The organism is Mucilaginibacter sp. P4_D1 (assembly GCF_056401935.1).
The window spans coordinates 19,430-41,371 of sequence record NZ_JBFUIJ010000050.1; the positions used below are offsets into that span (position 1 = coordinate 19,430).

A 21,942-nucleotide genomic window follows, 5' to 3' on the forward strand; every position below is an offset into this window, starting at 1 on the left:
ATAATTAAAATTCTATATTAACATTAAATTCGCTCAAACAATTTATGCGTATAAAAATATTTTTCGTGGGGCTATTGCTTCATTTGTGTATTTTGGCAAGTGCCCAGCAACCACACCGGTTTAAAGGAAGCTTAACTTATACCCTGGGACCGGATACCACGGCAACAGGCAATTTTTGGCTAAACGGAAATGAATTTGCGCTGACGATAGTTTCCATGAGCCCGAACGTGAATGTGAGTAAACTAAAAGGTACATTTTTATCCGATGGCCAGCTCCTGCACCTGGATGGCCTTAATTATGAGCCGACAAAGGGCCAGGATTCATTGATTTACGCTTACACGTTAAATTACACCAGGGATACTACTTTTATTGAAACAAAAAATTCAACCAGGAGCGGTGTACGTAAATATCCTGTGAAAATTATGGAAGCCAATGCCTTCGGCGGCGATGTGCTTGTTTTTATGCCCGCTTTGCTGGCCCATTTTGCACCAAAAAGGGTAGGCGACAGTGTTTTGAGCAGTCATATTGCGTTTAATAGTGCCAGGAAGTTCATGATCAAGAAAACGGGCAACCAAAAGCTCCAGCTGGGCAGTGCCGTAATGGGTATGTTTACTATACTTCTGGATAAAAATGGCAGTATACAAGCAGTAAACGGCATTGGCACATCATTTAATATAAAAGGTAAGGTGGGCGCGTATTTAAATATCGATTCTGTAATTGCTGCAAACGTTAACCATCAGCGGCTGCACCCGCGGTTGGCTATTATCAACAAGCCCGATTCGGTAAAAGCAACGATAAATGGGGGCGACATTAAAATCGAATATTCCCGTCCGTCGGTAAGGGGCAGGGTAATTTTTGGCGAAGTTGTGCCATGGAACCGCATTTGGCGAACAGGGGCTGATGCGGCCACAAAAATTTATTTAAGCAAGCCGCTTTATTTTAATGGAAAGGAGCTTCCCGCAGGTGCCTACTCCATATTTACCATACCAACTCCAACCGGTTTTACGTTGGTGTTTAACAAGCAAGCCAATATATGGGGAACTGAGCATAACGCCGATTATGATTTTTTAAAGATCCCGATGCACACGCAAACCTTAAATCAGTCTGTCGAGCTGTTGACATCTGAAATAGTTGCTACAGGTAGCAACGGCGGGGCCATAAGCTTTAGCTGGGATAAGTTGAAGGCTTCGGCAGATTTTACTACACAGCCATAATGTGCTCTAAAAAAAATCTTTAGCTTAATTGGTGTGCCGCTGGCTGGTTTGTTAGGCTTCTTAAACAATATCGCTTGTTTTAGCTCAAATTTAAACCGTATTTCTTTTTTATCCCTTTAAAACTCCGAACAGATACGCCGACAAAAACCTACCACAAGGTTTACAGCACCTTGATAAAACCCTTTTCCTATCCTACAAAAAGGTGTTTTTAACCCTGTTGTGAAAAATGGCAACACGCTACTTTGCGGCAACTTAAAAACTTTAGATTATGACAATGCCAACAATTAAATTATTGCCGGATCCACCAGCCCCCAACGGAATTAATGACTTTCCGCTTCCGCCGCCTGCGAAGGTAATTATGAAAATACCTGTGCCCGATCAAACCACAATTATAAAGGAAGTCCAGATGCCGGGCGTTAAGATTGTTATAGAAAAGCGGCTTACCAAGCAGCAATTGGAATTCAAGCAACAATGGGTACGTGTAAACAGTTGCACTATTACGCCTGATACGCCTTTCTCACAGGAAGAGTCGGTAAGCATTGGTGTGGCGTTAAGTGTTGGCGCCCGCGAGGAATTTTCGGCTTCGCTTGGTTTAAAAGTGGCTTCGTTTATAGATATAGGTGCAAAGCTGACCCTGGAGCTTTCGGCAGAAGTGACACTTGCCGAGGTGGTTACTAAAAAGAAGACCTTCAATGCCAAAACACGTGATCCACGGGCATCTTATATGTGGTGGCAGCTCAAAAGTACCTACACGGTTACAGGGCATCACGAGGAGGTTATAAAGATGAATGGAGAAGTTAGGGGGGGTGCAAGCGTCGACTTTACCAATCCGCTGGTATGCGATGAGGATGTTAGTATTAGTACTCAATTTCCTGCTTCGGTAAGAACAGAATTTACGGTTTCCGAGATTTAACATGCCCCCTTTACGGTTAAATATCGTAGGGCTGAGATGGTATACTAAAAAAGCCTTTGATTGAAAGATTAAAGGCTTTGTTCGTTTTAAAACTTATGTCATAAATCAGACACTTAATAGCTATTGCTCACTTGCTTAAAATCAAATTACTTCCGACCTTTGAATTAAATGTTGTAACATTTAATTCAAAGTAAACAATGGAAATTGGAATAGATAGTTTCGCCTCGGCGATGTACGGCAGTAATGAGTTGAGCAGTGTTGACGCGATGGAGCAATTGCTTGATCGTATTGCATTTGCCGATGAGGTGGGGCTGGATGTTTTTGGCATTGGCGAACATCATAAAAAGGAGTTCCTGGATTCGGCTACAGCGGTGATCCTTGCCGCCGCCGCCGCGCGTACCAAACGTATTAAACTTACAAGCGCAGTTACCGTGTTAAGTGCTGCCGACCCGGTACGCGTGTACCAGAGTTTTGCCACGCTGGATCTGGTTTCTAAAGGTCGTGCCGAAATGGTGGTTGGTCGCGGCTCATCTGTTGAAGCCTATCCTTTATTTGGTTTTAGCCTGAATGACTATGACGCGTTATTTAAGGAGAAGCTGGATTTACTGCTTAAAGTCAGAGATAATGAATTTGTGACCTGGTCGGGCAGGTTTCGCGCACCATTAGCCGATTTGCCGGTTTATCCAAGGGCCTTACAGCAAAAGCTGCCGGTATGGTTAGGCGTGGGCGGTACGCCCGAATCGTTCGCACGGGCAGGTACCCTGGGGCTGCCATTGATGGTTGCCGTTATTGGCGGCGAAACGCACCGGTTTAGGCCCCTGGTTGATCATTACCGCGAGGCCGGCCGCAGGGCAGGGTTCAGCCCTGAACAATTGAAAGTGGGCCTTCATTCGCCGGGTTATGTGGCCGCCACCAATGAACAAGCCATTGCCGATTATTACCCCGGCTATGTGGAACTTTGGACTAAACTGGGTAAAGAGCGCGGATGGCCGCCTGTAACCAAAGCACAATTTGACAGCGTATCGGCATCAAAAGGAGTATTGGTGTTAGGCGACCCGGAAACGGTGGCCGAAAAACTGCTGCGCCATAGCGAAGCATTAGGCGGGGTAGATAGGTTTACCTTCCAGATGGATAATGCCGGGTTAACGCATGCGCAGTTAATGAGTTCTATTGAATTGATTGGCAAAAAGGTTATCCCGCTGGTTAATGGCAATTAGCGCAATTGCGACGCAACCCGGCATCGCCAATAATTATGATTATCCCTGAATAGTCCTGTTACTGCCATCAATGGTGCATTGTTGTTTATCTGTCGGGTGTGTTTCTTTGTAATATTTAATTAGCAATTTGATATGCGGATAGTTACACTTGAGGAACATATTTCTTTACCGGAAATGGCCGATAAAATCCCCAAACAAGCATTGGGTGGTTTTGGTAAATCGGAAGTTATGCATCGGCTGGCCCCAAAATTAGCCGATATAACCGGCGAACGTTTAAAATCCATGGATGCCAATGGTATTACGATGCAGGTGCTCTCTGTTGATAGTTCGGGCGCAAATTTGTTGAGCCCGGCAGACGGGCCGGCTTTTGCAAAGCAATATAATGATTTGATTGCCACGAGGATTGCCGGTTTCGGGAACAGGTTTACGGCTTTCGCCCATCTACCTACAACGGCTCCAGCCGCTGCGGCCGATGAATTAGAACGCGTTGTAGACGAATATCATTTTCGCGGCGCCATGATCAGGGGGCTTACACATGATAAATTTTTAGATCAACCGGAATTTGCACCGATATTTGAACGAGCCGAAAGGCTGGACGTTCCAATTTATCTTCACCCCGGCCTACCGCCAAAAGGTGTAGCCGATATATACTATAGTGGCTTACCAAATTATTCGGGCATAGCTGAAGCTTTAGCTTGTTACGGATGGGGATGGCACTCGGAAACGGCACTACATGTTTTACGGTTGCTTTTTGCGGGGATTTTTGATAAGTACCCTAAGCTAAAATTAATTATTGGCCATATGGGCGAAATGCTGCCAATGATAATGGCAAGGGCAGAGCGGGCATTTAAACCCGGGTCAGGGGGCGCCAATCAACGAACGCTAACCGATACTTTTCGTGACCAGGTTTATATTACAACAAGTGGTTTTTTTTCGCAGCCGCCATTAAAAATTGCTTTAGATACTTTTGGCATTGATAATATCATGTTTTCTGTAGATTACCCCTTCAGTACCAACGAACAGGGGACTGAATTTTTAAATGCAATTGAACTTCCTGATGAGCAGAAAGCAAAGATAGCTCACGGGAATGCAGACAAGCTACTGAACTTGAAGATATAACGGTATTTTTGTTTGATGAAAAGCATACCGGTAGATCAGTTGCAAAAGAAAACGGGCGCAGGCCTGCAGATCAAACTTTTTGGCCCCGAGGATACGCAGCAAAACAACACGGAAATAGCTCACCGCGACGATCATTATATTTTTTTTCTGCTTACCAATGGTTCCGGAGCATTGGTGGTTGATTTGCACGAAATTGTTGTAACGGCCCGGCAGCTTTACTATATATTACCCTCGCAGGTTCATTACCGGATAAAAACCGATGGCGCTGAAGGGTGGTTCCTGGCAGTAGACACTTCAATAATTCCGCCGGATTTGAGGGCCGTTTTTGAGAACGTTTTAAATGTACAGTTCCCGCTTACCTTAACGGATTACGAATTAAAGCAATATTCAAAATTGTTGAGCTTGCTACATGAAGAGTTTATTGCGCGGCAGCATGATTTGTATTACCGGCCTGTTATCCACACCCTGGCCCAATCGTTTTTGGCTATGGCGGCCAGTACCTATCATATTGTAGACGTTACGGGGAGTAAACATACCCGGTCTGTAGAGCTGGTGCGTCAATTTAAGATTTTACTTAGCGCACAAAGTCATACAATAAAAAGCCCCTCAGCCTATGCGTCCAGGCTTAATGTTTCGCCGGGTTATTTAAATGAAGCAGCTAAAAAAGTAACCGGTTCAACCGTAAGCGATTTGATCCGGCAGGAAATATTCAGCGAAGCAAAGCGCCTGTTATTTTACAGCGACGCCGGTGTAAAGCAAATAGCCCATGAATTGGGTTATTCGGATTATGCCTATTTTATTCGTTTTTTTCGCAAGGCAGCTGGGGTATCCCCATTGAAATTCAGGATGCTCAACCGCAGGCCTTTAGTGCCGCATCCGCTGTTTCAATTATAGTTGCGTAAAGCCAGTAGTCCTGATAATGGCGACTCATACAAACTATAAACGGCAGTAATTATGCGCCGCCATTATTGTTATAATGGATTTTATTTTACGACAATTTGGTTTGAGAACATCGATATAATCTCGGTACTGCCGCGGTGGGCGGTTACTTCTAGGGTAGTTGTGCCGCTTCCTTTTGCGGTAAACGTCCAGATGTCTTTGCCAAAATCGCCAATCAAGCCAGCATGTACACCTACATTTTGCTGATGGCTCACCAATGTTAATACCGCGGTATTGTATTTAGGGTCATTAAACTGGTAGCCACCATCGCCGGGATTGCCTAAGGTTAAAGAAATGGTTTGGCCCATACTAACCGAGGTTGTGCTGCCCGAATCAGTTGAGGTTAGTTGCTTAGCGGCGCTGTCGCCGGTGTTTTTATCTTTATGGCAACTCATTATGGCCAGGCAAGCTATGATACATATACACTTGTAAATTAACTTCATGATAAGTTTAGTTTATTGATTAATAAATATAAAGGTAATTATTAAATAACTACTAATTATTATATAACGTAGCTTGCGTGCTAAACGCTACAGTTATGCATAAAATTATTGCAAGCCTGCTGTCGATAATGTACAATTTCGGAATCCGGCGACCGCAAGGCATGATAACCTAGCCAAATTGGTGTTCGTATAACACATTAGTTGAAAGAAACTGTTAAATATACTTTACGTAAGAGCAACCTGCTAACTTAGCCAGACTGAAACTGAATAAGGTATCACCTGAAAGAATCATATCATATGAAAACAACGCATTCAATTTTTGTATTATTTATTTTAAGCATTATGCTCACTGTAGGGTTAAATTCGGCAGCTGCGCAGCAGGGCGAAAGAAAGGTAAGGATTGCCAGGATTGAAATTTATCCCGCCTACCTGGATGAATACAAATTGGCGCTTGCCGAGCATGCAAAAAACGCGGTAAGGGTTGAGCCCGGAGTGCTTGCTTTACAGGCTGTTTATGATAAGGCGAATCCCACTAAGGTTACCGTTTTTGAAATATACGCGAATGAAGAGGCTTACCAGGCCCATTTAAAAACGCCACATTTTTTGAAATATAAAAACGGGACATTGAAAATGGTAAAATCGCTGGAGCTGATTGAGGTAGCACCCATTGCAATAGAGATAAGGCCCGCCTTAATTGAAAATAAAGATTAGTAATAGTGGGCAAAACCTGGTAATCAAATAAAAAGCAACAGATACTGCTGCTACCCGGTGGGCGCCTTGCCAAACATTTTCTTAAAAGAATGCGAGAAGTGGGAGAGGCTTTCAAAACCAAGGTCGAGGTAAATGGCAGATGGCCTTTTGTTTTTTGTTTCTATGAGATGACGGGCTTCCGTCAGCCTTTTTTCCTGTAGCCAATGCCGGGGCGCCATGCCAAAAGTTTTCTGGAAGTCGCGCTTGAACCCGGCGAGACTTCGCCCGGTTAGTTGCGCAAATTTTTCGACAGGAAGGTTAAAATGAAAATTGCTGAGCATGAATTTTTGCAGGTCGATCTTATAAGGTTCTGAGAAGTCGAACAGAAAGTTCCTAAGCTCGGGCATAATATGCAGCAGCAGCTTTACCCCCTCATTTACTTTTAAAATGCCCAACTCAGTAGTCAACTTTTCTGCCGGGTTCCGTACATAGGGTATTACAGATTGAAAATATCCTTGCAGAAAATCGTTTGCCGGGATAAGGATGTTGGAAGGGCCGGTGTATTTATGCTGTATGTCTATCTGTTCCTCCATGGCTATCTTTCGCAGTAATTCTTCCTGAAGCGAAATCACTATCGTTTCATAATCTTCATCGGGCAGCGGGGTTTTGGTGATTTGGCCCAGCTGATTTTTGCCTATCAGCAACATTTCGCCACGCTTCATCGAGATTTTTTGGCCGGCGGTTTCCAAAGTAAATTGCCCGGAAACCTGCAACACCAGGGTGTTGTGCGACAGAAATCCCACCCGATGCTTTTGCCTGGTAGAGAGGTAGGAATAAAAGAGAACGCCTGGTATTATTTCGGTTGGATTTGTCATTATATAAAGATATAAAACGGGCGGGGCTTATGGCAAACCTTATTAAGCAAAAAAATAATATCGAACACTGAATGTCRAACGTCCAACACCGAAGTGTTTTCTTCGTTATTCGATATTGGACATTCAGTGTTCGATATTTCAATAGTTCCTTTATGAGCAGCCCATGTTATCGTTGCAGGTATGTACCGCCAAGTATAGCGCCCGGCGAAAACTGGGTATTAAGGGCATCCATTTCTGCCGGAGTAAATTCAATCTCCATGGCTTGCATGTTCTCTGGCAGGCGGGTTCTGCGGCTCATGCTTACCAACGGCATAATGTGATTGCCTTGTACATTCACCCAGGCTATAGCCAATTGGGTGGGGGTGGCCCCTTTTTCCCTGGCCATTGTTTTCAATACCTCCACCTTCTCCAGGTTTTTTACCAGGTTATCTCCCTGGAAACGCGAGAAGTGATTGTGGTAATCATTGGCGGCAAGTGGTGCCTTCATTTCGCCGGTAAGCAAGCCTTCGGCGGTGTTGGCAAAGGCTACTATGCCAATGCCCAGTTCTTTGGCTGCGGGCAGTAGGTCGGTTTCTATCTGGCGGTCGGCTAATGAATAACCTATTTCCAGCGCCGTTACCGGGTGTACACTGTTGGCTTTGCGCAACTGATCTGCAGTTATTTCCGAAACGCCAAGGTAGCGCACCTTGCCTTCTTTAATCATGTCGGCAACGGTGCCTATCACATCTTCTACCGGAACGCTGTTGTCAAGCCTGCAAGGCTGATAAAGGTCGATGGTATCGATACCTAAACGCACTAACGAATAGTTGATGAAGTTTTTGATAGCTGCAGGGCGCAGATCTAACCCTATCCATTGGCCGTTATAGAAGATAGCGCCAAATTTAACACTGATAAACGCGTCGTCCCTTCGACCTTTTATTGCTTTGCCTACTAACAGCTCGTTATGGCCGCTGCCGTAAAAATCGCCGGTGTTCAGGAAATTAATCCCGTTATCTAATGCCGCTTGAATGGTTGCAATACTTTCGCTTTCGTCATTAACCGGTCCGCCCCAAACTGACGACATGCGCATGCAGCCTAAGCCGAGTTTAGAAACAAGCGGCCCATTGTTGCCAAGGTTTATTTTTGTTATGTTTTTCATAGCTGATATTTTATCTTTTAACAATACAAATATCTGCTTAATATCCTAAGGCCTATGTCTTTTACGGCTCAATTTACTTGCCTGTATGGCTCAAGATCCGGGGGTATCTATATTAGTGATTTAGCCAGAATATAGCGCCCCAGGCTAGTTGGCGGTTCAGTAATTATAAAAGCCGTTAGTAAACACAGTTATAAAAACTCTTTTTAAACCTTACCTGCATAATAGCATGCATCAGCAGTTGAATGCCGATATAAAAAAAGCCAAACATCCACCAGCGGCCCATCTGCACTGTTTTGGGCGAAAATAAATCAGCAATTAAATTTGCTGCAAAAAATAGGGGGGCAGCGCATACAAACCAGTAAACAATTCTTATAAAATACAGCGATAGCATATTTGGGGGTAAGGAGAATTTTATACGGTTGATGAATAATAACTCCAGCCAATGCCCACCAAAAACAATGAGAAAGACTACCGCCCAAATCATTTCAAACAGCACAAGTTTACTTTTTCCGCCGGATGGGAATACGTGCAACCAATTCAAAATGATGGCAATTATAGTTGCAGTAATGATGGTGCGGATAACTGTGTGAATAAATGACTCTGTATTTTTTTCGGGATTTTTCATCTGTTAAGCTTAGATTTGGTTTATAGCGGCTTGAGAAATCTGTTAACGCAATTTAAGCTATTTAACTTTTTTTAGTCTGCCTGAATAAGCGAAAGTTTTTTAAAAAATATAAGGCTTGTAAGCTGGTAGTTTTTACCAGTTTGAAATTTGAATGGTGAACCAAAGCAAAGCGGAAGTTACTTTCGAAGAAACGTAAAAGAAGCGAATTGGTGAATGACCAAAAACAAAGCGAGCTTTAAAAAAGCTGAATTAATAAACCCATAATTCAATATTTGATATGAACATACAAGAACAAATCAAAACGTATATCGGCAGCCAGCCCGAACAGAAACGTGGCGAAATGCAAGAGTTGCATGAGTTTATACTTCAGGTATTACCGGGATGCAAACTATGGTTTCTTGATGGTAAAGACAGTGAAAATAAAACGGTTTCAAATCCTAACATAGGCTATGGATCTTACACCATAAAATATGCTGATGGCAAAACCAGGGAGTTTTATCAGATTGGCCTGAGCGCAAACACAACCGGAATCTCTGTTTATATCCTCGGCATTAAGGATAAAACATACTTAGCCCAAACGTATGGAAAAACATTGGGCAAGGCCAGCGTGACCGGTTATTGCATTAAGTTTAAAACGGTAAAACATATAAACCTTGATATACTTGCAGCCGCAATACAATATGGCGTTGCAGCTACAAGTGAAAGTTGAATTTCAAACCGGGATATTACCTGTAAGCTTCATGCTGTGAGCATCCCGGCTGAAAATTTATTGTGCAGCACCTGGCACAGTAAGTTTTTGTCGTTCTTTTAGTGCTGGCTGCTTAAGGTATTCGATGAGTTCCAGGGAATAGATAACGCTGGTGATCTTCCATTTTCCATCTCGTTTTATCAGGCCCAGGTATTTGTTGCCCCAGTTGGTCATTTTATTATCGGCCCAAAAACTATAATCCATAGTTACCGATGCAACCGTTCCATCGTCAATAATTTGAATATTATCAAACTTGTCTTCGGTTGTTTTATAGCTGAATAATGATCTGAAAAAGCCTTTGTAGCTTCCCGAAAAATAATTACTGCCTGTCTTTTTTGCTCCCCCCCGCTCTATTTCTTTGGCCTGCGAACCGTCTTTGAGGGCAGCACACCAGGTGACAGGGCCATCGTTGAACAAATTGTAAAATGCTGTGGAATCCTTTTCAATTACGCTTTTTATGTAGGTGTTTATAAGGGTACTTATTTCGTTTTTATTGGCTGTGGCCCGTTGAGCATGTGATTGCTGTACGGTTATCAATAGTATTATCGAGATGAGTTTTATGATTTTCATTCGGGTGATTTTATAAGATTTATAAAGGTGACAAATACAGGCGAATGGGATACTAATACGACACTAAACGCCTGGCCTAACTATGTTAGGTTTTGTTTGATTAGTGATGTGGTTATACTCCATAGTTGTGCCGTTGTAGCCATATGCATCTGCTTTCATTTCCTGGATGGCGGTGTAACTTGCCGGGTGGATATTGCCAAGAAGCGTAGTTAAGGCAGTATGTACGGCATCAATATAATTGGCCTTATCAATTTTAAGGTTGGATGAGTCGGTGATTTTGATGTCGAGATGAAAGCTTTTTGCCTGTAATTCGGCCAGGGACATAGAATTGATAAACCAGAGATAATCCGGAACAAACGATACGGCGACTGCCGTAACTTCAGGTTTTTTGTTCAAAACATCTTTTGTGATTCTGCTGATCTCGGCTGAAAGCCGTTGTGCTAAAACGGGATCTTCGGGGCCGCTTATTTTTAAATTGATTATTGGCATACTTCAATGTTGATTAATGAAGTACGAAGTTCAGTTTAAAGCATATCTTATTTATTGATATATGTTAAGAGTTTGATACGGCTGAGCGATTCGGGTTTAACACCTAAATAAGACGCGATATGGTATTGCGAAACCCGCTGCTCTATCCCCGGATAAAGGGAATTCAGGCTTTCAAGCCGCTGTGATGCCGAATACTTTAAAAACGATGTTTCCCGCTTACATTTCCTGATGAAGTACGTATCAGAAATATATTTGCTGAGCTTAAGAAAAGCGCTATCCTGCGCAATAAGGTTATTTAGCTTTTGGTAACTGATATAATGTATGGTGCAGTCAGTTAGGGCTTCTATATTGCAATTGGTGGCTGTTTGGGTTAAAAAACTGGTATAGGCGCTTACAAAATCATTATCAAAATAAAAATCATTGTTAAATTCCTCTTCATCATTCCTTACATATGACCTGAGTGTTCCGGATGATACAAAACCAATAAAATCACATACCGCCCCCTCGCTGATCAAATGTTCTTTTTTCCTTAAGTTTTTTGTTTTGAGCCGGGCACAAAACGTTTCGAAATGATTGATATTCATTCCTAATTTTTGGGTAAATAAGGCGGCTAACTGTTCCATTTTACGGCTATTTGCGAGATGATTCAAAGGTAAGTTTAGTTTTCGCTGCATTAACATCCTGCCAACTATTATACAAATATGGCTTTAATATGGTGCGAATTTCATCACCGGGTTTATCCCGCTACCACAATGTTTTTGCGGCCCCAATCGGCCAGCAGCTGCATAACATCGTTGAGCGACTGTCCTTTTTCGGTGAGGGTGTATTCTACCTTCGGTGGTACCTGAGCATATACTTTCCGGGTTATAATACCATCGGCTTCCAATTCTTTTAAATGCCTCGATAAAACTTTCAACGCTATGCCGGGTATTGTTTTATGTAGCTCGCCAAAGCGCCTGGGTCCGGTTATCAAAATCCAGATAATAACGGGTTTCCACTTGCCGCCAACAATGCCAATGGCTGCCGTTATGGGGCAATCGCAAACCGGGTCGATATATTTTTTATTTATTTCTGCTGCTAACATATTGGTATTTAACATTAGTGACAAATTTGTCAATACTTGACAATTGTGCCATTACTTGACAAAAGTAGAGTATTGGCTTAATATTGTTGAAAAAAAGAGAGCAACTATGAAAATAATTATTGTTGGTGCCACCGGCACAATTGGAAAACACATTACCGAAGCATTACAAAAGGACAATGAAGTGATAAAGGCCGGATCAAAAAGCGGCGACCTGCAGGTAGATATCTCTTCGCCCGAATCGATAGAAAACTTTTACAAACAAGCAGGCAAGTTTGATGCCCTGGTTTGCGCAAGTGGTGATGGCCATTTTGGGCCGTTGGGCAGCATGAAGGATGCCGATTTCAGGATAGGAGTTAACAGCAAACTGATGGGACAGGTTAACCTGGTATTGATAGGCCAGCACTACATCAACCCGAAAGGGTCGTTCACGCTAACATCGGGCTCATTGGCCGAGGATCCGATTGTGTTGGGGGCCAATTTAAGCGCGATGAACGGCGCTATAAACGGTTTTGTGCGCGGAGCAGCCGTCGAGCTTGAAAACAACGTACGCATAAATGCTGTGGCGCCCGATGTGGTAGAAGAATCGCCGGCCTATTTCCCATATTTTCATGGTCATATTCCGGTTAGCATGCACCGGGTAATGCAGGCTTACCTCAAAAGCGTACTGGGCAGCCAAACAGGGCAGGTTTATAAAGTATTGTAATAAGGGCTGCCGCGCTGGTTATTGATAAATGCACTGTTAGGCCTGCGCCTGGCTGAAATACCAGCCGTGGGCCGAACGCATTTGAGCAAGATTGCAATACCTGAAATAAATATCTAATGGGATTGTTACAAATATTAAGCGCTATGTTTTATACATTGTACCCATAAATCTGTTCCGTTATGTTGTTTAAAACCAGGATACTTTGCCCAACTGTTGCGTTGTGGTTTTGCTCACTTGCTTCATTTGCACAGCAAATAAATTATCCGCCTGCCGATAAGGTGGCTACCGATTTTAAAAAGCTGCTCGAAAGGCCGCGGGTTCCGTTAAATCCTGCGTTTGAGGTAACCAAAACAGATTCGGTTATTATAGAGCATGGTTTTATTTACAGCGAAAAAAATGAAAGGGTACCCATGCTTATTTACAAACCGGTTACCGGAACCGGGCCATGCCCGGCGGTTATTTTTTTACATGGCACGGGCGGCCGCAAAGAGGATAACAAAAAAATATTGTATCAGTTGGCCAAACGCGGGATCATGGGCGTGGCCATTGATGCCCGTTTTCATGGCGAACGCATTGCCGGCGGCGCGCATGGCTCAACAGAGTATGTAGCAGCTGCCACCGCCGCCTGGGAAAATAAGGACAGAACCCGTCAAACCCACCCGTTTTTATTCGACACCGCGTTTGATTTGTGGCGGGTAACGGATTACCTGGTGAGCAGGCCGGATGTTGATGCAAAACGTATTGGTATGGGTGGTATATCTATGGGCGGTATGGAAACCTGGCTTGCGGCATCGGCAGATAAGCGGATAAAGGTAATTGTGCTGGATATTTCGGTACAGAGTTTTAAATGGTCGTTAGATAATGATAAATGGCAAGGGCGTGCCAGGACTATCCAGTCGGTGCATTTACAAGCTGCTAAAGACCTTGGCGATTCTGTTTTAAATAAACGCAACGTGAAAGCCGTATGGGATAAATTGCTGCCCAATATTACCGGCGAATTTGACTGCCCTTCCATGCTTCGGCTGATGGCGCCACGAGCGTTGTTGGTTGTTGGTACCGAGAACGATCCTAATTGCCCATTGCCCGGCGCAAACATTGCCTATGCATCGGCTATGCAGGCCTATGCCTCCAAAAAAGCTACAGATAAAATTAGTCGCGATGTAACGCCGAAGCTCTTTCATACATCAACGCCCGAACATTTTAAAATGACGCTGGATTGGTTTAGTAAATGGTTGTAGGTTATAGTTTGCGGTTTTACAAGTTAAACCAACGGTTAATGAAAGGATAAGTTTTTAACTTTGGTGCTTCAAACAATCATCAATGAAAAACTCATCAGGAATAGCACAATTAGTTTTACGTATAGCGCTCGGACTGGGATTTATACTGCCGGTGTTGGACAGGCTGGGCGTATTGGGCCCAAAGGGATCAACCGGAGTAGCCTGGGGCGATTGGAAGCATTTTGTTGATTACACCAATACATTAACACCTTTTTTAAACCGTACTTTGGCCAATGTAATGGCAGCATTGGCCACCCTCGCCGAAATTATTTTTGGCATTTGCCTTATAATAGGTTATAAAACTAAACAGGTAGCGTTAGGAGCGGCGCTGCTGACCCTTGCGTTCGGCTTATCTATGGCTGTTTTTTTAGGCATCGGAGCTCCGTTTAATTACCCCGTTTTTGTTTTTACCGGCGCCGGATTGGTTTTATCTGGTATAGGCCGTTACAAATGGAGCATTGATGATTTTACGGGTAATAAAATATAGTACCGTCAAGCTTTAATGTCATTAAAAGTATTTGCTGCAGCAATAATCGAAAACCGAACAGCGGAGATAGGCGCGGATGAGTTTTTAAACGGTTTCATTATTTCAACTGCTCCCCAAAAAAATCAATCGTACGTTTCCAAGCCAGTTCGGCGGCGGCTTTATCATACCGGGGTGTGGTGTCGTTATGAAAGCCATGGTTTACGTTTTGGTAAATAAATGCCTGGTACTTTTTACCATTCTCTTTTAGCGCCGTCTCATAGGCGGGCCAGCCTTCGGTAATCCTGGTATCCAGCGATGCATAATGCAGCATCAGCGGTGCATTAATTTTAGGTACATCTGTTACCGCGGGCTGGGCACCGTAAAAAGGCACGGCAGCTGCCAAATCGGGCACACGTACGGCCATGGTATTGGCTATGCCGCCGCCGAAACAAAAACCTACCACGCCAACTTTGCCATTACAATCTTTATGGTTTTTTAGGTAATTGTAAGCTGCTATAAAGTCTTCTTCCATTTCGCCTTTATCGCGTTTGCTTTGCAGGGCACGGCCGGCATCGTCATTACCCGGATAGCCGCCCAGCGGCGTAAGTGCATCGGGCGCCAGTGAAATAAAGCCTGCCAGGGCGGCTCTTCGGCCTACATCTTCAATATAAGGGTTAAGGCCACGGTTTTCATGGACTACGATAACTCCACCCAATTTATTCTTAGCGTCTGCCGGTTTTGATAGCAATCCTTTGATTGTTCCGCCACCTTTTGGCGATGGATAATTGATGTATCCCGACGTTAAGCGCGGATCGTCAGGCTTAATTTGAACATTGCCCTGGTAATCGGGCATCAGGAAACTCATCAGCGCGGGTACAGTTAAGCCGCCAACGGCATAAAGCGATAGCCTTTGCACAAAATCGCGTCGGTTAAGCCGGTTGTGCGCATAATCATCGTACAGGTCAAACACTTCCTGTTTAATGTCATCTTTGTTTATCTGGCTCATAAAAAAGGTTTTGTTCAAATTTAGTAATTCGGGCTAATGGTTTGTTATTCAATTGGTAACAGCTTTGCTACGTGCGGCTGTTTTATTTATGCTGATAGAGCCCGTGCGAATACATGTGCCACCTGGAAATAAAGTTTAGCAAGATGCTGAATAGGATGGGAAGAATTTAAATTGTCGCTGCCAAGGTTACTTATGCGATATAATCATCCGCCAAAATAGGGGTAAGCAAAGTTAAATTATAAACACAAAAAGCCCGTTGGGTTAAGTGCAACAGGCTTTTTGCGTGGCGCGTTTATAGCAAAGGCTTTTTCTTGTACCTTTTGGCAATAACTTTCGCTGCGTCGATTTTTTCCTGTTTAATAGTTTTAGGGTCGCGCATTTCTTTAGTGGCTTCGTTCTTTTCTTTCTCCCTGGTTTCCATAGTGGCAGTGTTTTAATTGTTATTAAGATAAGTTTCTTTTAKGTTAATTGTTTTTATTTTTGAATATTATAATGTCATTTTAATATCAAAAATAGAAACGTTTTTAATTTATTAAGCTGCTTTTTTGCTTCAGCTGATGTATTACACGAATGTATTAAATATATAGTTAATAATGAAGAGGAATAAATAAAAAAATCGAGTTAACTGATTATGGATGTGTAGATTACAAATGTGTAAATGCTGTCTGAACCTGAATTTAACGAATTAAAGAATTTTAAAATTCAACCAATTCGATGAATTCTAGAAATTTCGGTTTCAGACCACATCAGGCAACATCTGCACATTTGTAATCTGAAATCTGCACATCCCAAACTCATTGTTAGTATTTCTATACTAATCTTACTTTCCCCTTTCGGCACAAAACCTTAATTTCGCTGCTTTAAGAAAAAGAGGAAAAAATTTTGGATTATTTACAGGGTTTAAACCCCGAACAAAGGGCAGCGGTAGAACAAACCGACGGACCGGTGATGATTATTGCCGGTGCCGGGTCGGGTAAAACAAGGGTGATCACTTACAGGGTAGCGCACCTTATCCGTAAGGGTGTCGACTCATTTAATATATTAGTATTAACATTTACCAACAAAGCTGCCCGCGAAATGCGCGAGCGTATTACGCATGTGGTTGGCCCCGAAGCCAAAAATATCTGGATGGGTACCTTTCACTCGGTATTTGCCAAAATTTTGCGCGTGGAGGCCGGGAAGATCGGCTACCCCAGCAACTTTACCATTTACGATACCGACGATAGTAAAAGCGTATTGCGTGCCATTATCAAGGAACTTAACCTTGATGATAAACTGTACGCGGTAAACTTTGTGCTTAACCGTATTTCGGCATCAAAAAACAACCTGATATCTTTCAGAGAGTATAATAAAAACGAGCAGATACAGGCCGACGATACAGCTACTGGGCGTGGGCAGTTGGGTAAAATTTACGAACTGTATGCTACCCGGTGCTTCCGTGCCGGAGCCATGGATTTTGACGATCTGCTGTACAAAACCAACGAACTACTCAAACTGCACCCGGATGTGTTGAATAAATACCAGCATAAGTTTAAATACTTAATGGTGGATGAGTACCAGGATACCAACTTTTCGCAATACCTGATTGTGAAAAAACTGGCTGCCGTTAACGAGAATTTATGTGTTGTGGGTGACGATGCGCAAAGTATTTACGCTTTCCGTGGGGCAAATATTCAAAACATCCTGAATTTTGAAAAAGATTACCCTGATTTGAAGGTGTTTAAGCTGGAGCAAAACTACCGGTCGACCCAGAATATTGTTAATGTTGCCAACAGTATCATCAGCAATAACAAGGAGCAGCTTAAAAAGAATGTTTTTAGCGAGAAGGAAGCCGGCGATAAAATAAAGATCATGCGTGCCTTTAGCGATAATGAAGAGGGCAAGATGGTAGCCGAGTCGATTATGGAAGACAGGAGCCGCCTGGGCAAAAACTGGAATAACTTTGCCATCCTGTATCGTACAAACGCCCAGTCCCGTTCGATGGAGGAGGCCCTTCGTAAGTTGGGTATTCCGTATAAAATTTATGGGGGCTTGTCATTCTATCAGCGAAAAGAGATCAAGGATTTAATTTCCTATTTCCGCCTTACGTTTAACCCCAATGATGAGGAAGCGCTAAAACGTGTTATCAACTACCCCAAACGCGGCATAGGCGATACCAGTGTTGATAGGATAATTGTAAGTGCCGATGCTCACCAGGTAACTCCCTGGGAGGTAATTGCCGAACCTGCTAAATATTATGATGGTAAACCACCATCAACCCTGGCTGCCTTTGCAACCATGATACAAAGCTTCCAGGTGTTGGCTAAAACCAAATCGGCTTATGAGTCGGCTTTGTATATTGCGCAGCACTCAGGGCTTTTAAAAGACCTCTATGAGGATAAATCCGTAGAGGGTCTTAACCGTTACGAAAATATCCAGGAGCTGTTGAATGGGATCAAGGAGTTTAGTGAACGTGAAGACATCGAGGAGAAAGGTCTGGATGTTTTCATGCAGGATATTGCCCTGCTTACCAATGATGATAAGGATAAAGATAAGGATGCCGACACGGTGTCATTGATGACTATACACTCATCAAAAGGACTTGAGTTTTCGCAGGTGAACGTGGTCGGGCTCGAGGAAAACCTTTTTCCATCGCAAATGTCGCTCAACTCGCGCAGTGATCTGGAGGAAGAACGCCGCCTGTTTTATGTGGCTGTAACGCGCGCCGAATCAAAGCTCACCATCAGCTATGCCACATCTCGTTTTAAGTTTGGAACGCTTATTAGCTGCGAACCAAGCCGCTTTTTAGATGAAATAGATGCCAAATACCTGGAACTTGATTATAGTGCCAAAACCACCACCAGTAATAACCCGTTTTTTGACGACGAGCGCAAGGCCTGGACAGGCGGTGGCAATAAGCAGGCCGACGCATTTTCGAAACCCAAGCCGGCAACATCGGCACCAATAAAAACAACATCGATACTGGCAAAGGCCCATGTGGTGTCGGCTGGTTTTAAACCATCCGATACAACAAACCTGCAGGTAGGTATGGAGGTTGAACACGAGCGTTTTGGATTTGGTAAAGTGCTTAGCCTGGAAGGTAACAAGCCCGATGTTAAAGCAACCATCTTTTTTAAAGAAATTGGCCAAAAACAACTATTACTTAAATTTGCTAAGCTGTATATAATTAACAATATAAACTAACAGTTAACCCCACATTTTGTGGAATTGTTTCCCCATTCTTGCTCCCGTCCCCAATCTATTGTGTGCGACGGACACATATTTTAAGGTAAATTAACAATGGCATAACGTTTGGTTATGTTTTTGAACTAATTTATTATTGATACCCCACAAATGAGCGAGATTACAAAAAAGAAGACAAATAAGTTTGTCGGCAAAAACATTCGTACCCTACGCCACCAACATGGCTGGAGCCAGGAAGATGTAGCAAACCGGTTAGGTATTTCTATCCCGGCGTTTTCAAAAATTGAAACAGGTGTCACGGATATCAACTTATCGCGACTTGAACAAATTGCAAATATATTTGAGCTGAATGTGGTGAACCTGCTTGCACTTGATGCTGAAGAAATTGACCTGACTCCATCAAACCTGAGTGTAGCTCAGAAAAAACTTGTTGATCGTGAAGCGGAAATTGCCAACCTGCAGCGTAAGGTAATTTTACTTTATGAAGAATTGCGCAATAAAAGCGCAGTGGCGGTATAATTTAATAGATGTGTTGTAAACCTAACACATCTGGGTTTATCATACAGTAATTGCTACACTTTGCTCATAAAGAGTTTTTTAGATGTTAAATATTGATTAATTATATTTAACTAAAGGAAACTTTTGTAAAATTTATAAGCGGTATAAACATAAAAGGTTTATACCGCTTTGTTATTTAGGTTTTTGGAGTAAAAATTGTTGCCTGTTTTTTACCCTGAAAAACAATATACTGTTATGTCCAACTACCTGATATCCATTTCAAAAAACGAAGCTTTAAAAGACGGCACCATTCATGATCCGAACAGCAAGCTAAAAGTTAAAGCATTTGATATGTTAAGGTCAACCTTTAAGCCCAGCAAGGGCGAAGTAAGGTTTTTTGTTACTGCCGGCAATGATACCATTGCTTTTGAAACGCAAGGCTACAAAAGGCATCGCCAGTTGCTTATACTACAAATGATATCGTGGTATTGTATTTACCTGGGGCTTTTTGAAGCCCAGATACACAGTACACTGCCCATGGCTTTTAATTTTAATTAACGCAGCCCTTTTTATTTGAGGATGGGGGAGGGTACAATTTGAAGCTACGTCAGCGTAGCATTTATAATGCGGCTGAAGGTAAATTCCGTTTTGATTTTACATAGCTTACTCCGATTTACCGGCGCGAGGTTTAGTTTTGACTTTTGAATTTTTAATTTTGACTTATCAGGTCCTTGCCGGCCCGTGCAGCATATCGCTCATCTCGATGATCTTTTCGTCAATTTCCGATACACATTTATCCATCATAGTTATACATTCCTTTTCGTCAACAAGGCCTTCTCTTTCCAGGTTAATCAATCCGCGCAAGGTTGCTATTGGCCCACGAATCTGGTGCGATAGGTAAGATGAATGTTCGGAGAGCTTTCGGTTTTTAATTTGAAGGTCTTTCGTGCGCTCGTCAATAATCTCTTCAAGGTGGTGATTTATGCGGTCCAGGTTATCCTTCTGCCGGGATACTTCGCCGTTAAGCAGGGTAAGTTGGGCATTTGTTTTGGCTTTTCGTTTTACGTTGCCAAAAAGCAAGCCAATAACAACCAGTAAAAGGCCGGCAACAATGGTTACGGCCCAAAATTTTGTACGGTCGTATGCCTGCCGTTCGGCAATCCGTTCGTTCTCCTTTACCTGTTCCTCCTGCTTTCTGGTGGCCTCAATCAGTTTCATTTGCACCGATGTATTGGTTTTAAAAGTGGCGCTATCAACTTTATATATTTCGCGCAGGTAAAACATGGCCTTGGCGTAATCTTTACGGTTATATTCCAACTCGTAACTGGTATGTTTGTAGTCGTACTCCAGTTTTGGGTCTTTTACCAGCCGGGTATAATTTATGCCCTCGTTTACTATTTTCTCGGCTTCATCAAATTTTTTCTGGTTCATGTACAGCGATGCCAGCGTTAAATCAATACTGGCAATTGATTCGTTCAAATCCTGTCGTTTAGCGTTTGCATTGGCTTCCAGCAACATGGCCAGCGCCTTATCAAATTGCCCAAGTTTAAAATAAACCACGCCAATATTCTGAGCGCATTGTACCAGGTTTACCGAATCTTTCAGCGACTTGAAAATTGCCTGGCTGTTGTTGTAATATTTTAGTGCCTGGCTGTAGCTGTTTTTGCGGGTATAAACGTTACCTAAATTGAGGTTTAATGAAGCAATTAAATCTACATTGTTTATTTTGTTGGCAATGGCCAGGGATTTAAAAAAATAATCGAGCGATTTATTGGCGTCATGATCGCGGTACAGGTTGCCCATGTTATTGTACACCTTGGCTTCACCGCCCAGGTTGCCGGCTTTGGCAAAAAAAGTGGCGGCACTTAAATAATTTTCGAATGATTTTTCAGGTTGGTCCAGATAATAATTGGCCAGGCCCAAAACACGGTATGCCTCGGCTATGCCATTGTTGTAATTTAATTTGCGGGCCAGGTCCATAGCCTTTGTAGCATCAATAACCGTCTGCTCCGGATCGGTTAAGCGATTGGCCAGCGCCTGTTTATTTATGCGGATAATTTCGCTGGTATCCGCCTTTGCATCCCCATCAAGATCCTTTGCGTATAAGGCAAATGCGGTAAAAAAATATAAAAGAAATACGATGGTTCTTTTCATTAAAGCGCTGTTACGATGTATTTAAAGTGAAAGTTATAAATTATGCTGAAATATATCAGTAATCCTAAAGAAAAAGATGTTGATAATTATTTTATGGATTTTTCTTGGAAATTAAAAAACATATCTATATTTGCCTTGTTAATTGATTGATATACAGTTGATTAATTTGTATTGTGATGTGCGTTTAATAGTATTTTTAAGCATAAAAATTGTGCTTCATGCTGCTTTTTGGCAGTGAAAAATATTGAAAAACGTTATATGGATATTAATACGCTACCTGTTGCTTAAATATAATTGATAAAGTATAAAGTTGCTTTATTGATAACTGTAGGTTATCGTGTTTAAATTTAATAATTTATTTTTATAAAATATGTAAAAATGATGGCAAAAATGCAAGGACTTTTAAAAGTATTGCGAAATGTTGCCAAAAGAAAAAGGATAAAATATAGCTAAAGATTTTTTACAGGCTATCAAAAAAAGCCTTTACTAATTGTTGGATCTATATGGTTAATTAATACTTAAAACAATAAAATTTTAATATAAAATATTTATAAATATGAAAAAATTGACACTCTTAACATTGCTTGTAGC

Annotated in this window: 24 protein-coding genes; 13 read left to right on the forward strand and 11 right to left on the reverse strand. The window is 42.4% G+C overall.

Features of this window, described 5'->3' with window-relative positions; translation table 11 throughout:
* The first annotated feature begins 44 nt into the window (after nt 1-44).
* The 5 genes from AC1DV1_RS26970 to AC1DV1_RS26990 all read left to right on the forward strand — a co-directional run bounded on the left by AC1DV1_RS26970 (nt 45) and on the right by AC1DV1_RS26990 (nt 5,357).
* Nucleotides 45-1,214 (forward strand): DUF2911 domain-containing protein, encoded by a 1,170-nt coding sequence (locus AC1DV1_RS26970; protein ID WP_477366311.1) that lies wholly within the window; start codon nt 45-47, stop codon nt 1,212-1,214.
* 268 nt (nt 1,215-1,482) lie between these two features.
* Nucleotides 1,483-2,127, forward strand: coding sequence for a hypothetical protein (locus AC1DV1_RS26975; RefSeq protein WP_477366314.1), 645 nt, complete (start codon nt 1,483-1,485; stop codon nt 2,125-2,127).
* A gap of 197 nt (nt 2,128-2,324) precedes the next feature.
* The gene (locus tag AC1DV1_RS26980; protein WP_477366317.1) at nt 2,325-3,344 is read left to right on the forward strand and encodes an LLM class flavin-dependent oxidoreductase; all 1,020 of its coding nucleotides are present in this window, start codon (nt 2,325-2,327) and stop codon (nt 3,342-3,344) included.
* A 132-nt stretch (nt 3,345-3,476) separates the two neighbouring features.
* Nucleotides 3,477-4,463 (forward strand): amidohydrolase family protein, encoded by a 987-nt coding sequence (locus AC1DV1_RS26985; RefSeq protein WP_477366320.1) that lies wholly within the window; start codon nt 3,477-3,479, stop codon nt 4,461-4,463.
* A 15-nt stretch (nt 4,464-4,478) separates the two neighbouring features.
* The gene (locus tag AC1DV1_RS26990) at nt 4,479-5,357 is read left to right on the forward strand and encodes a helix-turn-helix domain-containing protein (RefSeq protein ID WP_477366323.1); all 879 of its coding nucleotides are present in this window, start codon (nt 4,479-4,481) and stop codon (nt 5,355-5,357) included.
* An 89-nt stretch (nt 5,358-5,446) separates the two neighbouring features.
* Here the strand turns inward: AC1DV1_RS26990 and AC1DV1_RS26995 are convergent, their stop codons facing one another.
* Nucleotides 5,447-5,845: a protease inhibitor I42 family protein gene (locus AC1DV1_RS26995; RefSeq protein WP_477366327.1), complete on the reverse strand. Its 399-nt coding sequence runs from the start codon at nt 5,843-5,845 to the stop codon at nt 5,447-5,449.
* A 297-nt stretch (nt 5,846-6,142) separates the two neighbouring features.
* Between AC1DV1_RS26995 and AC1DV1_RS27000 the strand changes: the two genes are divergently transcribed.
* Nucleotides 6,143-6,556, forward strand: a complete 414-nt coding sequence (locus tag AC1DV1_RS27000; protein ID WP_477366330.1) for a putative quinol monooxygenase — start codon at nt 6,143-6,145, stop codon at nt 6,554-6,556.
* Between the two features lie 50 nt (nt 6,557-6,606).
* On the opposite strand, the gene AC1DV1_RS27005 is transcribed toward AC1DV1_RS27000, so the two are convergent.
* From AC1DV1_RS27005 to AC1DV1_RS27015, 3 genes are all read right to left on the reverse strand, one after another.
* On the reverse strand, nt 6,607-7,410 hold the full coding sequence (locus AC1DV1_RS27005; RefSeq protein ID WP_477366333.1) for a helix-turn-helix domain-containing protein: 804 nt from the start codon (nt 7,408-7,410) through the stop codon (nt 6,607-6,609).
* Nucleotides 7,411-7,576: 166 nt separating this feature from the next.
* Nucleotides 7,577-8,548, reverse strand: a complete 972-nt coding sequence (locus AC1DV1_RS27010; protein ID WP_477366336.1) for an aldo/keto reductase — start codon at nt 8,546-8,548, stop codon at nt 7,577-7,579.
* A gap of 175 nt (nt 8,549-8,723) precedes the next feature.
* The gene (locus AC1DV1_RS27015; protein WP_477366339.1) at nt 8,724-9,173 is read right to left on the reverse strand and encodes a hypothetical protein; all 450 of its coding nucleotides are present in this window, start codon (nt 9,171-9,173) and stop codon (nt 8,724-8,726) included.
* Nucleotides 9,174-9,450: 277 nt separating this feature from the next.
* Between AC1DV1_RS27015 and AC1DV1_RS27020 the strand changes: the two genes are divergently transcribed.
* Nucleotides 9,451-9,882 (forward strand): DUF1801 domain-containing protein, encoded by a 432-nt coding sequence (locus AC1DV1_RS27020; protein WP_477366342.1) that lies wholly within the window; start codon nt 9,451-9,453, stop codon nt 9,880-9,882.
* 57 nt (nt 9,883-9,939) lie between these two features.
* On the opposite strand, the gene AC1DV1_RS27025 is transcribed toward AC1DV1_RS27020, so the two are convergent.
* The 4 genes from AC1DV1_RS27025 to AC1DV1_RS27040 form a co-directional block, all read right to left on the reverse strand.
* Nucleotides 9,940-10,491 carry a nuclear transport factor 2 family protein gene (locus AC1DV1_RS27025; RefSeq protein ID WP_477366345.1) on the reverse strand — a complete coding sequence of 184 codons (552 nt, stop codon included), beginning with the start codon at nt 10,489-10,491 and terminating at the stop codon, nt 9,940-9,942.
* A 63-nt stretch (nt 10,492-10,554) separates the two neighbouring features.
* The gene (locus tag AC1DV1_RS27030; protein ID WP_477366348.1) at nt 10,555-10,980 is read right to left on the reverse strand and encodes a tautomerase family protein; all 426 of its coding nucleotides are present in this window, start codon (nt 10,978-10,980) and stop codon (nt 10,555-10,557) included.
* Nucleotides 10,981-11,027: 47 nt separating this feature from the next.
* A complete protein-coding gene (locus AC1DV1_RS27035; RefSeq protein ID WP_477366351.1) occupies nt 11,028-11,630 on the reverse strand; it encodes a Crp/Fnr family transcriptional regulator in 603 nt (200 codons plus the stop codon).
* A gap of 86 nt (nt 11,631-11,716) precedes the next feature.
* Nucleotides 11,717-12,064, reverse strand: coding sequence for a winged helix-turn-helix transcriptional regulator (locus AC1DV1_RS27040; RefSeq protein WP_477366354.1), 348 nt, complete (start codon nt 12,062-12,064; stop codon nt 11,717-11,719).
* Between the two features lie 106 nt (nt 12,065-12,170).
* Between AC1DV1_RS27040 and AC1DV1_RS27045 the strand changes: the two genes are divergently transcribed.
* The 3 genes from AC1DV1_RS27045 to AC1DV1_RS27055 all read left to right on the forward strand — a co-directional run bounded on the left by AC1DV1_RS27045 (nt 12,171) and on the right by AC1DV1_RS27055 (nt 14,531).
* Complete coding sequence (locus AC1DV1_RS27045) at nt 12,171-12,767, forward strand: short chain dehydrogenase (RefSeq protein WP_477366357.1); 597 nt, start codon at nt 12,171-12,173, stop codon at nt 12,765-12,767.
* Between the two features lie 179 nt (nt 12,768-12,946).
* The gene (locus AC1DV1_RS27050; protein ID WP_477366360.1) at nt 12,947-14,005 is read left to right on the forward strand and encodes an acetylxylan esterase; all 1,059 of its coding nucleotides are present in this window, start codon (nt 12,947-12,949) and stop codon (nt 14,003-14,005) included.
* Between the two features lie 82 nt (nt 14,006-14,087).
* Nucleotides 14,088-14,531 (forward strand): DoxX family membrane protein, encoded by a 444-nt coding sequence (locus tag AC1DV1_RS27055; protein ID WP_477366363.1) that lies wholly within the window; start codon nt 14,088-14,090, stop codon nt 14,529-14,531.
* A 97-nt stretch (nt 14,532-14,628) separates the two neighbouring features.
* Here AC1DV1_RS27055 and AC1DV1_RS27060 read toward each other — a convergent pair whose 3' ends face one another.
* Both AC1DV1_RS27060 and AC1DV1_RS27065 read right to left on the reverse strand, forming a co-directional pair.
* Entirely contained in the window at nt 14,629-15,516 is an 888-nt protein-coding gene (locus AC1DV1_RS27060; RefSeq protein ID WP_477366366.1) for a dienelactone hydrolase family protein, read from the reverse strand.
* 292 nt (nt 15,517-15,808) lie between these two features.
* Nucleotides 15,809-15,937 carry a hypothetical protein gene (locus tag AC1DV1_RS27065; RefSeq protein ID WP_477366369.1) on the reverse strand — a complete coding sequence of 43 codons (129 nt, stop codon included), beginning with the start codon at nt 15,935-15,937 and terminating at the stop codon, nt 15,809-15,811.
* Nucleotides 15,938-16,398: 461 nt separating this feature from the next.
* Between AC1DV1_RS27065 and AC1DV1_RS27070 the strand changes: the two genes are divergently transcribed.
* The 3 genes from AC1DV1_RS27070 to AC1DV1_RS27080 all read left to right on the forward strand — a co-directional run bounded on the left by AC1DV1_RS27070 (nt 16,399) and on the right by AC1DV1_RS27080 (nt 19,755).
* The gene (locus AC1DV1_RS27070) at nt 16,399-18,699 is read left to right on the forward strand and encodes an ATP-dependent helicase (RefSeq protein ID WP_477366372.1); all 2,301 of its coding nucleotides are present in this window, start codon (nt 16,399-16,401) and stop codon (nt 18,697-18,699) included.
* Nucleotides 18,700-18,849: 150 nt separating this feature from the next.
* A complete protein-coding gene (locus AC1DV1_RS27075) occupies nt 18,850-19,218 on the forward strand; it encodes a helix-turn-helix domain-containing protein (protein WP_147052187.1) in 369 nt (122 codons plus the stop codon).
* 234 nt (nt 19,219-19,452) lie between these two features.
* Nucleotides 19,453-19,755 (forward strand): hypothetical protein, encoded by a 303-nt coding sequence (locus AC1DV1_RS27080; protein WP_147052186.1) that lies wholly within the window; start codon nt 19,453-19,455, stop codon nt 19,753-19,755.
* A gap of 165 nt (nt 19,756-19,920) precedes the next feature.
* On the opposite strand, the gene AC1DV1_RS27085 is transcribed toward AC1DV1_RS27080, so the two are convergent.
* A complete protein-coding gene (locus tag AC1DV1_RS27085; protein ID WP_477366375.1) occupies nt 19,921-21,351 on the reverse strand; it encodes a tetratricopeptide repeat protein in 1,431 nt (476 codons plus the stop codon).
* Nucleotides 21,352-21,942: the final 591 nt, after the last annotated feature.